A 14,230-nucleotide genomic window follows, 5' to 3' on the forward strand; every position below is an offset into this window, starting at 1 on the left:
GCTGGGTTGTTAGGATTCCAAACTCTCACGTTTGGCTTCTAACTCCAGCCATTGCTCCTCCGCTTCGCTGAGTTTTTTCTCAGTTTCAGCTAATATAGCCGTGATCTTCTCAAATCGTGCGGGGTCACGGCTATAAAGCTCTGGGTCAGCGAGGGCTTTGCGGCAGAGCATAGCGTCTTTCTCTAACGCCTCGATTGTGAGGGGGAGTTGGTCTAGCTCACGCTGCTCTTTATAGCTGAGTTTGTGCGTTGTCTTGTTGCTACGCGTAGGGGGAGCCTCTGCCTTCTCTTGCGATGAGGAAGTGGGAGCCGTTTTTTCCTGCCGCTCTTGTGGTGGGGTACCCTTGCGTTGGGCGAGCATATCGGAATAGCCACCAGCATATTCTATCCAACGGCCATCACCTTCCGCTACTAAGGTGGATGTCGCGAGACGGTCCAAAAAGTCACGGTCATGGCTTACGAGCAAGACAGTGCCCGTATAATCCCCGAGCATATCTTGGAGAAGGTCCAATGTTTCTAAGTCAAGGTCATTTGTTGGTTCATCAAGAACAAGCAAGTTAGACGGACGTGCAAGGGCCGCAGCAAGGGCAAGGCGGCCTCGCTCTCCCCCGGATAAATGGCTGACAGGTGTGCGTGCTTGCTCTGGGCGAAAGAGAAAGTCCTTCATATAACCGATGACGTGACGCTTCTCCGTACCAACCTGCACCATGTCGCCATGCCCATCGGTGAGGAAATGAGCCACCGTTTGGTCGCCTTCTAAAGCACTACGTTGTTGGTCCAGTGTGACCATCTGGATGGAGGGGCTACGGCGTATCTCGCCCTTTTGGGGCTCTAATGCGCCAATAAGAAGTTTAAGAAGGGTTGTTTTACCCGCACCATTGGCCCCGCAAACCCCTAGCCGGTCTCCTTTGCTTACTGTTAAAGTTAGGGAGTCTATGAGGGTTCGTTCCGGGTAGGACCAGCCAATATCTTCCGCAGCGATGACGATTTTACTCGTATTTTCTGCCTCATTGACTGCTAATTTGAGCGTTCCACGCTGACGGGAGGCGATATCGCGCCGCTCAGCTCGTAAGTCCGCAAGCTCTGCAACGCGCCGAACATTGCGTTTACGCCGCGCGGTGACGCCATAGCGCATCCAATCTTCTTCCCGTGCGATTTGACGGTCCAATTTATGAGCGGCGCGCTCAGCAAGTTCGATTTGCTCATCTCGCCATGATTCAAAATGGGAAAAATTAGCCTCTAAGCGTTGGGTTTTGCCTTGCTCCAACCATAAGACGGCACGGCATAATGTTTCTAAAAAGCGGCGGTCATGGCTGATGATAACCATTCCCGCTTGAGAGGCGAGGAGTTCTCGTTCTAACCAAGCAATGCAAGGGAGGTCTAAATGGTTAGTTGGCTCATCAAGGAGGAGAAGGTCAGGCTCGGAGGCCAAGGCGCGGGCGAGAGCACTACGCCGCGCTTCCCCGCCAGAGAGGGCAGAGCAACGCTCGCTACCATCCATTCCTAGTTCGCTGAGCATAGCGCGCGCTTTGTAATGAGCGGTTTCGTCTAAGCCAGAAGTGACGTAGTCAAAAACAGTCTGCCAAGCGGAGAGGTCAGGCTCTTGGGGGAGGTAATACACCTTCAACCCCGGTTGGAGAAAATGTTCCCCGCTATCTTGCTCCAGCTCCCCTGCGGCAATGCGGAGTAAAGTGGATTTACCAGAGCCATTACGCCCGACAAGGCATAGCCGCTCCCCCGGTTGGACGGAAAGCTCCGCACCATCCAGTAAAGGACGACCGCCGAGCGTGTAGCTGATATTTTGGAGATTCAAGATTGGTGCAGACATAGCTTTGATGTGCGCAAAAGAATGAAGATTTGCAACCTAAAACCGCCAAAAGGCAGAGAGAAAGATTTTCCCGATACAAAACTTATGCTTTGTTTGTTGTTCTTTTAAAGCCTTCCCTTGTATATGTCGCAGCATGAAGGCAGATAAGAAGATGCTAAAAGGCTGGGTACGGCAGCAAAATCGCGCTAATCGCTCGGCCACAATGAGTCTTGCCCTAATAGGGATGCTCAATGTTGTGACCGGTATGGTCTTAATGTGGAGCCTAGCGTCCATGCTCGCTACATGGCTTGCGGGCGGCCAACATGCCACACCGCATTCTATGGTGGTGCTTTTTATCATTGCCTCTCTCGTGCGTGTCTTTTTGGGGTATCTGCAAGAGACGCTTGCCCTTCATGCGGGGGAGACGGCCCGCAAACGTTTGCGGCGCAGCATAGTAGAGCGTTTTTTTGCACAAGGGCCATCTTTATTACGCCATCAGCATAGTGCAGCTCTTGCAGCGATGGTGACGGACCGCGTGGAAGCGTTGGAGGGCTATTTCGCCCGTTGGTTGCCAGCGTCCGCTTTGTGGGTTGTAGCGCAATGGTCTGTTGTTGTGGTGGTGTTTTGGCAGAACCATCATGCTGGCTATATCTTAGGCGCATGTTGCTTATTCTTACCCGTTTTCCAAGCTGTTTTTGGGATAGCCACGGCTATAGCTTCACGGCGGCAGATTTTAGCCCTTAATCGCTTACAAGTCCGCTTTTTAGACCGTATCCGTGGGATTGCCACCATCGTTCTCTCTGGCAATGCGGTAAAGGATTCAGAAGAACTTGGCCACGCAGCAGATGAGCTACGCCAAAGAACTATGAAAGTGCTGCGTGTTGCCTTCCTAACGTCTGCCTCAACGGACCTTGCCATGATTGTGGCTTTGATAGGGATTGTGATTGACCAACATCATAGGCTGCAACAGGGGTCTTTTTCATCAATAGAGAGCATTATTTTTGCCGTTTTGATGGTACCGGAAGCTTTCGCACCATTCCGTGCTTTATCCGCAGCTTATCAAGACCGGGCACAAATTACCCATAGCGGGGAGGCTTTGCAAAAACTTCCCGCTTTACAAGCATCAATCACGCCGGAGAGAACAAACTCTGCCGCGTCAGAGCGTACAAAGGCGGGAATCGCGTTGGATGTGCGGGACGTGTCTTATCGATGGGTGGAAGACCGCCCACTTGCGTTGGACCATGTGAGTTTTCACTTAGAGTCGGGTCAGATTGCGCTTTTAACGGGGCCTTCTGGAGCGGGGAAGTCAACCCTCATAGAGGCGTTGCTTGGCTTTATTCGTCCGCTAGAAGGGCAGATTAGCCTTGGCGGTGTTGATATTCAGACCCTCCATCCTGCTGATGTAACACGTCAGATAAGTTGGATAGGGCAGAAACCCGTTCTTTTTGCAGGCTCATTGAAAGAGAATATCATGTTTGCCGCCCCTCATGCCTCGGAGGCGCAATTCCAAGCTGCGTTAGAGGCATCGGCGATTACGCATTACCTCCCCCTCTTGCCGGAAGGGGTGGAGACGCGCTTAGGAGAAGGGGGCTTCGGCCTCTCTGGTGGGCAGGCACAGCGCATTGCGATTGCGCGCGCTTTTCTGAAAGATGCGCCGCTCCTGATTATGGATGAGCCTACAGCGCATCTCGACCCCGAGACCGAGGGTGATATTCTTACGGCTTTAAAGCCGCTATTGCAGGGTCGTACGGCAGTTATCTCCACCCATTCCCAGCAATTTCAAGGGATTGGTGAGAGGTACCATCTTCTAATGGAGCAGGGCCGGCTTACAGTGCAGGAGGGCCAGTCATGAAGCGGTTTTACCCTTTAATCAAAGTTTGGCAGGCCCGTTGGCTGCGCTTATTCATTGGGCTGATTTTGGCTGAACTCTCCATCTGCGCTGCATTTTTATTAATGGGGCAGACAGGGTCTCGCTTGGGGTTAATCGCTACAGCGGGGGCGTTCGTCACATTTGGGCTGTTGCGCTGGGCAGGTTCGGCACGTCTCATCCTACGTTATGGAGAGCGGCTAGCGACGCATGATGCCACATTCCGCGTCTTGGCGGATATTCGTCTTTGGTTTTATCGGCGTCTAGCGCGGGGTGCGGCGGCAGGGTTGGGGTTTCGCCGTACTGGGGATTTACTCACCCGTCTCGTCTCCGATGTGCAAAGCCTCGATAGTCTTTACCTGCGGATTATTATCCCCTTAGCAACGGCGTTATTAAGCCTGCCGATTGTTATCTTTATCTGCCTGAAAGGCAGTATGCTGCTAGCATTCAGCATTGCTATCATTTTTTGCCTGACAGCCTTTATCTTACCAGCCTTTATGGCACGTATGTCATATCGTTGGGGGCCTGTCTTGCAGCAGGCTCAATCAGAGATGAATAATCAAGCTCTTGAGCTGGTAAGCGGTATGAAGGAGCTTCGTATTTTTGGGCAAGAGGATGCCGCAAAGGCACGTCTTTTTGCTGCAGAGGAGGCCTTTTACCAAGCCCAACGCCAACAAAGCCGTGCTATGGCGCGGACTCATACGTTGGCTCTATTCCTTACACGCTTAGGAGTGATTTGCGCTCTAGGGGGCTGTGCAGGGTTGTTCTTCTCTAAAGAGCAAGCAGTGATAGGCATCACCGTACTCTTTGTTGTGATGACAGCTCTTGATAATATTGTGGACCTCCCGCGCGCTGGTCTTATTGCTGGGCAAGTATGCCATGCAGCAGAGCGCATTATAGAAGCGACAAAAATGCCCGCGTCTCAGCCGCCAGAAGGGAGTCGTCCTGCTCCCAAAGGGTATGACATTACAGCGCAGGCTCTTTCCTTCGGGTGGTCGGAAGGCCGTAGCACGCTCAAGAACATTAACTTCATCCTTCGCGAAGGGGAGCGAGTAGCTCTTATTGGTCCTTCCGGGGCCGGGAAGTCCAGCCTTGCTGCTTTGCTCTTAAAGGTTGTTTCGCCTCAAGAGGGGTGTCTTACCCTTGGTGGGGCTGACATTGCAGACATTAAAACCGAGATTGTGCGAGAGCGCATTGCATGGCTATCACAAGCGAGCCATTTATTTGATGATACAATCCGGGCTAATCTTCTCCTAGGGCGTGAAGCTCCATCAGATGAAGTGATATGGGCGGCGTTAGAGCAAGCGCAGATAGCTGATTTTGTACGCTCTTTACCTGATGGGTTGGAGAGTTGGGTTGGTGAAAATGGCTCCCAATTATCAGGCGGGCAGGGGCGGCGTATTGCTTTGGCACGGGTGTTGCTCTCTAACGCTCCCATCTTAATTCTTGATGAACCCTGCACGGGGCTGGATATTGACACAGAGCGGGCCTTTCTCAAGACGTTGAACCAGCTAGACCGCTCCCGCACTATTCTGCTAATCACACACCGTTTGACAGGTATAGAGCAGCTCGATCGCTTATGGACCCTTCAGGATGGTCTATTGACATCCCATATCCCATAAGGAACAGACTGTTACCCTGTAATTGGGGAGGAAACTCCCACTGAATGAGAAGGACGCTCCCATGAGGAAGATTTCTGCTTTTATACGTCAGTTGGCTCCTATGGGGACGGCCTCGCTCTTGGCCGTTACTGTGCTAGCTGGCTGCGTGTCTCATCCCCCGCGGAATGACTATGTCGTCTTTTTTGACACAGAATCCGTCAAGCCGAGTGCAACGGGTGTAGCTATTATCGCGAATGCGGTGAAAGATGCTCGCAAACGGCACATCTCTCAATTTACCGTTTCTGGCTCTGCTGGGAAAATGGGTGATGATGATGTGTTGAAGAAGCTCGCTGAGGCGCGTGCTGATAAGGTTATCGCCCTTTTACAGGCTGATGGCGTTAACCCAACAGACATCTATAAAGTACCTTTTACACCGTCCAGCCTTGAGGATTCTCGTGTGGCTTTTCGGCGTGTGACGATTCACCTTGGTAAGAATTGATTTCTACTAAGGCTCAAAATGTAGTGGGAGGGGAGGCTTCAGGGTTTGGAAACCCGATTGATAGCTTCCCCCGTTATATTGGCGAGACGCCGGAGACCGTACTGCACCGGGTTTTTGGTTTTGCCTCCTTCCGAGGATTGCAAGAGGAGGCCGTTCGCACGGTTATGAATGATGAGGATGCTTTAGTCCTCATGCCGACTGGGGGTGGTAAAAGCCTGTGTTATCAAGTCCCTGCTTTGTGCCGAGAGGGGGTAGGGCTGATTATCTCCCCGCTCATCGCGTTGATGGAGGATCAAGTTGCAGGTTTGCGGCAGCTTGGCGTGCGGGCAGCGGCTCTCCATTCTGAGATGGAGTATCAAGACCAACTTACAGTCCAAGAAGATTTAACGTGTGACCAGTTGGACCTCCTTTATATCTCCCCAGAGCGTCTTTTAACCCCGTATAGTTTGAACCTCCTCAAACGCTGCCGTTTATCTCTCATTGCGATTGACGAGGCGCATTGCGTTTCAGCATGGGGGCATGATTTCCGCCCAGAATATCGTGAGCTTGCCCATCTTAAACAGCGTTTTCCCCATGTCCCTCGCATTGCTTTGACAGCAACAGCGGACCCACGGACACGCCGCGATATTTTAACGGCTTTAGATATGCCCGATGCGCATATTTTTATGGGGAGTTTTCATAGGGAGAATCTGTTCCTTCAAGCGCAACCCAAAATCGCTGAGATGCAGCAGGTATTAACCGCTTTGAGCCGCTATATGGGGCAGGGGGCGGCTATTATTTATTGCGGTAGTCGTAAGAAAACAGAGCTTATGGCGCGGCAACTCCGAGAGAAAGGCTATACGGCTTTTGCCTTTCATGCAGGCATGTCCCCTGCGGATAAACGGGCTGTGTTATTGCGTTTTCGCTCTGGCGAGCCGATGGTAATCGCGGCGACTATTGCTTTTGGTATGGGGATTGACCGACCCGATGTGCGCACCGTTATCCATTTAGAGATGCCAACTTCCCCAGAGGGCTATTACCAACAGATTGGTCGTGCTGGGCGAGATGGGGAAGCCTCCCATACGTTATTGCTTTATAGTGGTGAAGGGGTGGCACGGGCGCGTTATTGGCTAGATGAATCACAAGCCCCTGAGAGTGAGAAAAAGGCTATGCAAGGGCGGTTGGAGAGCATGATCTCCTTAACCGAAACCACTGGATGCCGCACACAGGCTGTCTTAGCCTGTTTTGGTGAAAGCCTAAATGAGCCTTGTGGGCATTGTGATAATTGCCTCAACCCTCCCTCTACCTTTGATGCGACAGAGGCCGCGCAAAAAGTGCTCTCTACAATTTATCGGACCGGGGAGCGATTTGGCATTGTCCAGCTCATCGCTGTTTTGAAAGGCAAGATGACTGAGGCGGTAGAGCGTCATGCCCTCCAACATCTTTCTGTCTTTGGCATTGGGAAGGATAAAAGCGATATATGGTGGCGCATGGTCATACGCCAGCTTATCGCCCGTGGTGCTATTGGCATGGTGGGAGAACATGGTGGCTTTGGGTTACGGCGCGATGCGGCCCGTCCGATTTTACGCGGGGATGTTGCTGTGCAGTTGCGGGAAGATAACTCTTTGCATGCCCTTAAAAACGTCACATCAAGACCGAACCTAGCAGAGGAACTCTCTGAAGAAGAACACCGTTTATTCCTCGCGTTAAAAATGTGGCGGCGTGAAGAGGCTTACCAGCAAGAGATTCCGCCCTACCTTATTTTCCGCGATATTACCCTGCGTGAAATTATCCGCGCTCACCCAATGGATAAGCCCGCCCTAGGAGAGGTGAAGGGGGTTGGCCAAAGTAAGGTTGATCGCTACGGCGATGCTGTTTTGGCTATTTTGAACGCATAATAAGGCAAGTGCGAGCAGCCATTACGGGCCGACATTTCTCTCCTCAACAATCGGTTGCATTGTAAAGGAGGCAGTTACATCCCCTACATTTTGGAAGTGAAATGTAAAAGAGAGCGCATTCCCCGGTTGATAAGGGACTTTCAGCCCGTGGCAAATAAGATGATACTCACTGGTGGGAAAAACAAGCGTACTCTCACGCGGGATGGCCATATGTTGGAACATATCATCCATATCGTTAGGTGATTGAATGGCAACTTGGCTATTCCGGTTAGAGGTTACGCTATTGCAGCTAGGGGAAGAAATACCGCGCAATAATAAATCGGTTGTGCTGTGATTGGTAAGAGTGAAGGTCCCAAAAGCAAAAGGGGCCTCTTTATAGCGTGTATGTAAAGCCGTATCGCTAACGGTAATGTCCTTAACACTCGGTGCTGTAGGTGTATTAGCGGCCATTGCTATGCTGCTCTGAAACGCTAAAAGTAACGCAGCTGCTGAAAAGGCACTATATTGCATAATTATATCCTCTCTCATTCTCGCGGAATGACGTTACGAAACGCCTCAAGAGCGCAAGAAAAAGACCCTTTCATATTCCTCAATGCGCTTATTTCCGATAGACTGCGTGGCATGTTGGGTCAAGCAATCAAGCGTGGCCTTACCGTTATTGTTTGTGGAATATGCCATGCATTGCCCTTTTTGTGGACATCAAGAAACACAGGTGAAGGATAGTCGCTCCACAGAGGATGGCGCGGCTATTCGGCGGCGGCGTGTTTGCTGTGCATGTGCCCAACGCTTTACAACGATTGAGCGTGTGCAACTGCGCGAGCTTACCGTCATTAAGGCTGATGGCCGCCGCATCCCGTTTGATCGCGATAAGCTTGCGCGCTCTATTCGTATTGCGTTGCGCAAACGCCCTGTCGATGATGTTCAACAAGAGCATTTGCTTAATAAGTTAGTGCGGCAGCTAGAGGCTTCTGGCGAGCAAGATATACCATCGCGGCGCATTGGCGAGTTAGCAATGGAAGCTCTCCGTAGCCTTGATGGCGTGGCTTATGTCCGCTTTGCAAGCGTGTATAAAGATTTTCGGGAGATTGAGGCGTTCTCGAAGATTCTTACTGATATGAATATGCCTTCTAATCCCTCGCAGGAAACCTCATGACTAACGCGCCTTCCGCTCCTTCTCGTAAACGCAGCCGCACGATTGCCCGCATGGCGGCAACGCAAGCTCTGTATCAATGTGAACAAACTGGCACGAATGCGGAATCTGTCCTCGCAGAGTTCTCACGCCATCGCCGGAATAACTCTGCCGGTAGTTTTGAGGATGGTTATATTCCTGATGCCGACCTTACTTTGTTAGATGAGATTGTTCTCCAAGCTGTAGCAAAGCAAGACGCTATCGATGCAGCTTTGGTGCAATTATTACCCGAGAGCTGGCCTATGGGACGGCTGGACCCGGTGCTTCGTGCCCTTTTACGCGCTGCTCTCGGTGAATTGATGGCCGATTTGCCCGTTCAAATTGCTATTAATGAATATCTTGATGTTGCTCATGGCTTCTTTAACGGGGATGAGCCGAAGATGGTCAATGGCATTTTGGATAAGTTCGCGCGTCAGAAAGCTGAAGGCAACAGCGCGACACAAAGGTAAAATCTATGGGTGAGTTTGATTTCATAGCACGGCATTTCCGTCCCTTAGCGGGAGCTGGTGCTATGGAGCTGCGTAATGATGGTGCCGTGATGGACCTTCCCGCGGGGGAGGAGCTTGTTCTCTCTAGCGATACGATGGTCGAAGGACTGCATTTCCTCCCTGATGACCCTGCTAAAACCATCGCGCAGAAGCTCTTACGCTGCAATCTTTCCGACCTCGCTGCTATGGGTAGTCGTCCTCGTGGTTATATGTTGAACATAAGCGTTCCGCCTCATCGGCATTATGATGAGGCATGGTTTACTGATTTTGCAAAAGGACTCGCTGAGGACCAAAAAACCTTTGAGTTTCATCTGTTAGGAGGGGATACGACTGGCAGCCCATCCCCGTTGGTGCTTGGTGTTACGATTTTGGGGAGTGTCTGTAAGGGTGAAGCCCTCCGCCGGGATAGAAGTCAGCCGGGCGATGGTGTTTGGGTAACGGGGAGTTTAGGACGTGCAACTCTTGGGTTGCAGGCGCGGCTGGGAGCGTTAGAGGATGAAGATGGCTCTTTAACCCAAGCCTATCGCGTACCAACGCCGCGCATTGGCTTATCCCTTTATGGGATTGTGAGTGCCGCCATGGATATTTCAGACGGGCTCATCCAAGATTGTGGTCATATCGCTGAAGAATCAGGCGTCTCCATCACGCTATATGAGGAGAGATTGCCCCTTACCCCGGCTGTTCAGAAGCATCTTGCACAGCATAAAGAGCGTATTTTGCTAGGGGGCGATGATTATGAGCTGCTCGTTACATGCCCTGCCGCAAAAGAAGCAGCCCTACAAGCGCAGTGCGCTGCACAGTCTGTTCCCATTACGCGGATTGGGGAGGTGAGAGAGGGAGCAGGGGTTACAATGTTGGATGAGGAAGGTAAGCCGCTCCGTTTTTCTCGCTCCGGGTGGCAGCATTTCTGAGAGAAACACTGCGCCTTATGCGGGAGGTAGTTCTTTTTCATATAAACGATGCCGTTTATGCGGGTGAGGGACGAGCGATTCGGCAAGATTTCTCATACCTGTATCACTTTCCAAAACCCAGCCGAGTTCGACCCATGTATAAGGCAAATTATGCCCCCGGCGCATCAGCTCAACAATCGCGAGGGATGGCAGGAGTGAGCCAAGCATGGTCCCGCGCAATTTGCTCGTAACACCAAGGAGAATCACTCGGGCGGAATGAAACTTATGTGTCGCTAAGCGATAACCGAGGCGCACCCATCCCAGCGGGCTAGGGGCCCCGCCTAAATCCCCTGCAATATCGTAAAGATTCGGCAATACCATAGCCATGGCAACAGGCTCACCATTCTGGTCAATCTGCACATAATGCTCGGGGCGGAGTAACGGCTTGATTTGCTCAATCATGGCCGTCATCTCATAATCCTGCATGGGCACAAAATTATATTTATGTGACCACGCATCATTATAGAGCTTCCGCAGCACTTCCCCTTGGGTGGTGATTTCTTTTTTGGAGAGATTCCGCGTTGTGATGCTGCTTAACCGCCCTTCGCCGAGCTTCAAATTACCGGGGACTTTAAAACGTTCCTCCGTATTATCACCTAGCTCTAAACGATAGCTTAGGAGGTCTTGTGTCTTTTTATAGCCAGCTTGGCGAATAAACTCATCCAAGCCTTTCGGATGCCAAGGAATCGCAATCATAGGGGCAGAGCATTGCCCATCCACCATGGTACCAGTCTCCGCATTTCCACTAAGGGTCACAGGGCCGCGGACCTTGGAAATCTGCCGTTTTTGTAGCCATTCCTCTACCTTCTGTAGAAGGGCGGAAACAATGGGGGATTCTGGCAAAGCATCTAACGCGCCAAATTGGCCGATCACTTCCTGCCAATGTTCAATGGCTTTGAGATCAACAATAGCAGCGATTCGCCCAACTGGCTTGCCATCACGCCATGCAAGGAAGTATTGAATCTCAGCATGCCGGAAAACAGGAGATTCCTTAGGGTTTAGTAAATGCCTCTGCTCCATATCCAAAGGGGAGACAAAGCCTGTCATTCCTTTGTAGATATGACGCGGAAGTGTGATAAAACGACGCAAATCTCCCCGTGTTACGACGGGACGAACATCGATCTCACCAGATTGAGGGTTTGACGCTTCACATTGCATAGCAATGGCTATACGCGTACATGACCTTTCCCGCTAGAGGGTAAAAAATGAAAGGGCCACTATGTCCAGACCAGAAAAAGAGACAATGACAGTGCGACATCACATTCTTATTACGGGGGCTTCCAGCGGTATTGGGGCAGCTCTAGCAGCCTATTACGCACGTCCCGGCGTGTTGCTGACATTGTGGGGACGCAATGAGGAGCGTCTTGAAAATACGGCGTCCATCGCTCGTAAAAAAGGGGCCGCGGTAGAGACGCTTTGTATCGATTTAACGCAGGCAGACAAAGCTCTAGCGGCTTTAATTAAGGCAGATGATGAATGTCCGGTCGATATTTTGATTCTCTCAGCTGGGATGGCCGATATTCGCCCACATAATGCCCTTGCTGAATCTGCGGAGACAGCTTTGCGGATGTCCATGGTCAATTTTGCCACACCAGTGGCTATGGCTACAGAGATGGCAAATCGTATGGCAGAGCGGCGGCGTGGGCGCATCGCATTGATGGGGTCTGTCGCTTCGTTCCATGACCTCCCCTTAGCAACCGTGTATAGTGGATCTAAGGCAGGGATTGGGCGGTTTAGCACGGCTCTGCGTGCCGCGATGGACCCTTACAACGTGCGCGTTTGCCTGATTGCTCCCGGCTTTATTGATACCCCTATGAGCCAGCGTCTCGATGGTGAGCAAGCCTTCCTTGTGCCTGTCGATAAAGCCGCACGTAAAATTGCACGCAGCATTAATGCGGGGCGGGCTGTTCTCGTATTCCCATGGGTGTTCCAGTTGACGCGCCTGTTGGAGATGCTTCTTCCACGCCCGATTGCGCATCGGATTTTGCGGCGTCTGGATGTGATGCAACACCCAGAGGGATAGTGATTTTTGATCAAACTTGCAGCTCTCAGCGTAGCGTGGGAAAAGGGGGGTATATGCCTTTAGGTGAAATGAAGGACGAGTCCATGAAAGAAATTGTTGCCGTTGATATTGGTGGCACCCACGCACGTTTTGCCATTGCGCAAGTTAAAGAGGGCAAAGTTGTCTCTCTAGGTGAGGCTACAACGCTAAAATGTGCCGAGCATGCTTCGCTTGCATTGGCATGGGAGGCTTTTGAGCGGTCTTTGGGTCGTTCCGCCCCACGGGAGGCCGGTATTGCTGTGGCTTGCCCTATTAACGGCGACATCCTCAAAATGACTAACAATCCATGGATTATCCAGCCAGCTCAATTAGGGGCACGGTTGCATTTAGATGATTTTGTGTTGGTCAATGATTTTGGTGCGATTGGACATGCTGTTGCTCAAGTCGGCCCGGAATATATGAATCATCTCTGTGGCCCCAACACAGACCTGCCGAATACGGGGACGATTACGATTTTAGGCCCCGGCACAGGCCTCGGTGTTGCACTTCTTCTGCGGAGAGAGCAGGGGTATCATGTGATTGAGACAGAAGGCGGGCATATGGATTTCTCTCCGCTTGATGCCATTGATGATCATATTCTCTGCGCCTTGCGGGCACGTTTCCGCCGTGTCTCTGTGGAGCGAATCGTCTCTGGTCCGGGGCTGACAAATCTTTATGAAGTCATCGCGGAATTGCAGGACCGCCCTGTCACTATCAAGGATAATCGTGCCTTGTGGACAACAGCGATGGAAGGGACGGATAATCTCGCTGCGGCTGCGTTAGAGCGTTTCTTCCTTAGTTTGGGGGCTGTGGCTGGGGACTTAGCTCTTGCTCATGGTGCGCATGGTGTTGTGGTTGCTGGGGGCCTTGGGCAAAGATTAGCGAATATTCTGCCTCATTCTGGTTTTGCGGAGCGTTTCTTAGCGAAAGGGCGTTTTGAAACTATGATGAGCGAAATGCCTGTAAAGATTATTACGCATCCTCAGCCGGGCCTCTATGGGGCGGCGGCGGCTTATGCAAGCAAGCTTGCTCATAAAGCCAAAGCTTAGGGCATCTTTTATAGGGTTCTCTCGCTTAAAAGGTGAGGGAACCCTCTCCATAAAGGGGCGTAGAAGGTGAGGTTCACTCCTTTTGTCATGGTGATTCTTGCAGGGCTTGCTGGCTATGCTGGCTTTGTAGCAGGGCATCATAGGCCATCCTTTACGAGGTCACGTCTCCCGCCACCACCTGCTTTGGGCTCGCGAGATGCTGAGCTGGATAAGCAGATATATCTAACAACGCGACAGTTGATAGGATCGGCACGATGGCAACAAGCCGTTGAGGATGCAAAACTGAATGATGAAGGGACTGTTCAAGCTTTTGTAGAGGTTGAACAACTGCATCTCTCCCCGGTGGAGAAAGAAGCCCTCATGCAGCGATTGAGAGTCGTGCAGGCTATGGCACGCCGCGCTATGGGCGGAGAGAAATATATATGGCAACGCCGCCGCCCCTTTATAGATTATGGCGGGCAAAGTTGCGTTATTGATATTCAACGCTTTCTCACAAGTTGGTCCTATCCCTCGGGCCACACGGTACGTGCCTACGCGCTAGCATTGGCTTTATCGAAATTATACCCCGAACATCGAGCTGCCTTCCTAGCAAAAGCCCATCAATTTGCAGAAAGTCGCGTGATTTGTGGGATGCACTGGGCGTCCGATATTAAGGCAGGTGAAGCATTTGCAACTCGATTGATGGAGACTGTTGCCCCGTAGCTAGGCGTATGCGTGCAATGGGCATAAAAGCTAGATTTTATTCAGTTTAGAGGCTCCTTTGCAGTGTCATCCTTATTATGAGGGACTGCGAATAAAGTTACCCAATGTTGCTATACAATTCGGGGTTTGGTGAGGGGATTGCTTCTTAATAATCCCTTCTC

General features: G+C 51.4%; 13 protein-coding genes. 10 read left to right on the forward strand and 3 right to left on the reverse strand.

Going from position 1 to position 14,230, the window contains the following annotated elements; genetic code table 11:
- Positions 1 to 9: 9 nt before the first annotated feature.
- Positions 10 to 1,827 carry an ABC-F family ATP-binding cassette domain-containing protein gene (locus GM556_RS03740; protein ID WP_155573166.1) on the reverse strand — a complete coding sequence of 606 codons (1,818 nt, stop codon included), beginning with the start codon at positions 1,825 to 1,827 and terminating at the stop codon, positions 10 to 12.
- A 133-nt stretch (positions 1,828 to 1,960) separates the two neighbouring features.
- Between GM556_RS03740 and cydD the strand changes: the two genes are divergently transcribed.
- The 4 genes from cydD to recQ all read left to right on the forward strand — a co-directional run bounded on the left by cydD (position 1,961) and on the right by recQ (position 7,650).
- The gene (cydD, locus tag GM556_RS03745; RefSeq protein WP_155579313.1) at positions 1,961 to 3,658 is read left to right on the forward strand and encodes a thiol reductant ABC exporter subunit CydD; all 1,698 of its coding nucleotides are present in this window, start codon (positions 1,961 to 1,963) and stop codon (positions 3,656 to 3,658) included.
- The gene (gene cydC, locus GM556_RS03750; protein WP_155579314.1) at positions 3,655 to 5,295 is read left to right on the forward strand and encodes a thiol reductant ABC exporter subunit CydC; all 1,641 of its coding nucleotides are present in this window, start codon (positions 3,655 to 3,657) and stop codon (positions 5,293 to 5,295) included. The genes cydD and cydC overlap by 4 nt, the downstream gene beginning before the upstream one ends.
- Before the next feature lie 61 nt (positions 5,296 to 5,356).
- Positions 5,357 to 5,773, forward strand: a complete 417-nt coding sequence (locus tag GM556_RS03755) for an OmpA family protein (RefSeq protein WP_155579315.1) — start codon at positions 5,357 to 5,359, stop codon at positions 5,771 to 5,773.
- Positions 5,774 to 5,829: 56 nt separating this feature from the next.
- Positions 5,830 to 7,650: a DNA helicase RecQ gene (recQ, locus tag GM556_RS03760; RefSeq protein WP_370513591.1), complete on the forward strand. Its 1,821-nt coding sequence runs from the start codon at positions 5,830 to 5,832 to the stop codon at positions 7,648 to 7,650.
- 21 nt (positions 7,651 to 7,671) lie between these two features.
- On the opposite strand, the gene GM556_RS03765 is transcribed toward recQ, so the two are convergent.
- The gene (locus GM556_RS03765) at positions 7,672 to 8,160 is read right to left on the reverse strand and encodes a copper chaperone PCu(A)C (RefSeq protein WP_196424593.1); all 489 of its coding nucleotides are present in this window, start codon (positions 8,158 to 8,160) and stop codon (positions 7,672 to 7,674) included.
- Positions 8,161 to 8,326: 166 nt separating this feature from the next.
- Between GM556_RS03765 and nrdR the strand changes: the two genes are divergently transcribed.
- The 3 genes from nrdR to thiL are packed head-to-tail and all read left to right on the forward strand — an operon-like array spanning position 8,327 to position 10,238.
- The gene (gene nrdR / locus GM556_RS03770) at positions 8,327 to 8,803 is read left to right on the forward strand and encodes a transcriptional regulator NrdR (RefSeq protein ID WP_155573521.1); all 477 of its coding nucleotides are present in this window, start codon (positions 8,327 to 8,329) and stop codon (positions 8,801 to 8,803) included.
- Positions 8,800 to 9,288 carry a transcription antitermination factor NusB gene (gene nusB, locus GM556_RS03775; protein WP_155579317.1) on the forward strand — a complete coding sequence of 163 codons (489 nt, stop codon included), beginning with the start codon at positions 8,800 to 8,802 and terminating at the stop codon, positions 9,286 to 9,288. Before nrdR ends, nusB begins: the two co-directional genes overlap by 4 nt.
- A 5-nt stretch (positions 9,289 to 9,293) precedes the next feature.
- On the forward strand, positions 9,294 to 10,238 hold the full coding sequence (gene thiL, locus GM556_RS03780) for a thiamine-phosphate kinase (RefSeq protein ID WP_155579318.1): 945 nt from the start codon (positions 9,294 to 9,296) through the stop codon (positions 10,236 to 10,238).
- Positions 10,239 to 10,253: 15 nt separating this feature from the next.
- On the opposite strand, the gene GM556_RS03785 is transcribed toward thiL, so the two are convergent.
- Positions 10,254 to 11,435 carry a hypothetical protein gene (locus GM556_RS03785; RefSeq protein ID WP_155573174.1) on the reverse strand — a complete coding sequence of 394 codons (1,182 nt, stop codon included), beginning with the start codon at positions 11,433 to 11,435 and terminating at the stop codon, positions 10,254 to 10,256.
- Positions 11,436 to 11,496: 61 nt separating this feature from the next.
- Here GM556_RS03785 and GM556_RS03790 point away from each other — a divergent pair, with 61 nt between their 5' ends.
- From GM556_RS03790 to GM556_RS08795, 3 genes are all read left to right on the forward strand, one after another.
- Entirely contained in the window at positions 11,497 to 12,300 is an 804-nt protein-coding gene (locus tag GM556_RS03790; RefSeq protein WP_155573175.1) for an SDR family oxidoreductase, read from the forward strand.
- An 83-nt stretch (positions 12,301 to 12,383) separates the two neighbouring features.
- The gene (locus GM556_RS03795) at positions 12,384 to 13,367 is read left to right on the forward strand and encodes a glucokinase (protein WP_155579319.1); all 984 of its coding nucleotides are present in this window, start codon (positions 12,384 to 12,386) and stop codon (positions 13,365 to 13,367) included.
- A gap of 66 nt (positions 13,368 to 13,433) precedes the next feature.
- Positions 13,434 to 14,069 (forward strand): phosphatase PAP2 family protein, encoded by a 636-nt coding sequence (locus tag GM556_RS08795; protein WP_155573177.1) that lies wholly within the window; start codon positions 13,434 to 13,436, stop codon positions 14,067 to 14,069.
- Positions 14,070 to 14,230: the final 161 nt, after the last annotated feature.

The sequence above is a fragment of the Bombella sp. ESL0378 genome (assembly GCF_009725845.1).
Taxonomy (GTDB): Bacteria; Pseudomonadota; Alphaproteobacteria; order Acetobacterales; family Acetobacteraceae; genus Bombella; species Bombella pollinis.

What these genes read in the sequence shown, in the direction of transcription:
- GM556_RS03795 (WP_155579319.1), top strand. Translation starts at nt 12,384, where the DNA reads ATGAAAGAAATTGTTGCCGTTGATATTGGTGGCACCCACGCACGTTTT.
- nusB (WP_155579317.1), top strand. Translation starts at nt 8,800, where the DNA reads ATGACTAACGCGCCTTCCGCTCCTTCTCGTAAACGCAGCCGCACGATT.
- GM556_RS03740 (WP_155573166.1), bottom strand. Translation starts at nt 1,827, where the DNA reads ATGTCTGCACCAATCTTGAATCTCCAAAATATCAGCTACACGCTCGGC.
- thiL (WP_155579318.1), top strand. Translation starts at nt 9,294, where the DNA reads ATGGGTGAGTTTGATTTCATAGCACGGCATTTCCGTCCCTTAGCGGGA.
- GM556_RS03790 (WP_155573175.1), top strand. Translation starts at nt 11,497, where the DNA reads ATGTCCAGACCAGAAAAAGAGACAATGACAGTGCGACATCACATTCTT.
- cydC (WP_155579314.1), top strand. Translation starts at nt 3,655, where the DNA reads ATGAAGCGGTTTTACCCTTTAATCAAAGTTTGGCAGGCCCGTTGGCTG.
- nrdR (WP_155573521.1), top strand. Translation starts at nt 8,327, where the DNA reads ATGCATTGCCCTTTTTGTGGACATCAAGAAACACAGGTGAAGGATAGT.
- GM556_RS03785 (WP_155573174.1), bottom strand. Translation starts at nt 11,435, where the DNA reads ATGCAATGTGAAGCGTCAAACCCTCAATCTGGTGAGATCGATGTTCGT.
- cydD (WP_155579313.1), top strand. Translation starts at nt 1,961, where the DNA reads ATGAAGGCAGATAAGAAGATGCTAAAAGGCTGGGTACGGCAGCAAAAT.
- GM556_RS03765 (WP_196424593.1), bottom strand. Translation starts at nt 8,160, where the DNA reads ATGCAATATAGTGCCTTTTCAGCAGCTGCGTTACTTTTAGCGTTTCAG.
- GM556_RS03755 (WP_155579315.1), top strand. Translation starts at nt 5,357, where the DNA reads ATGAGGAAGATTTCTGCTTTTATACGTCAGTTGGCTCCTATGGGGACG.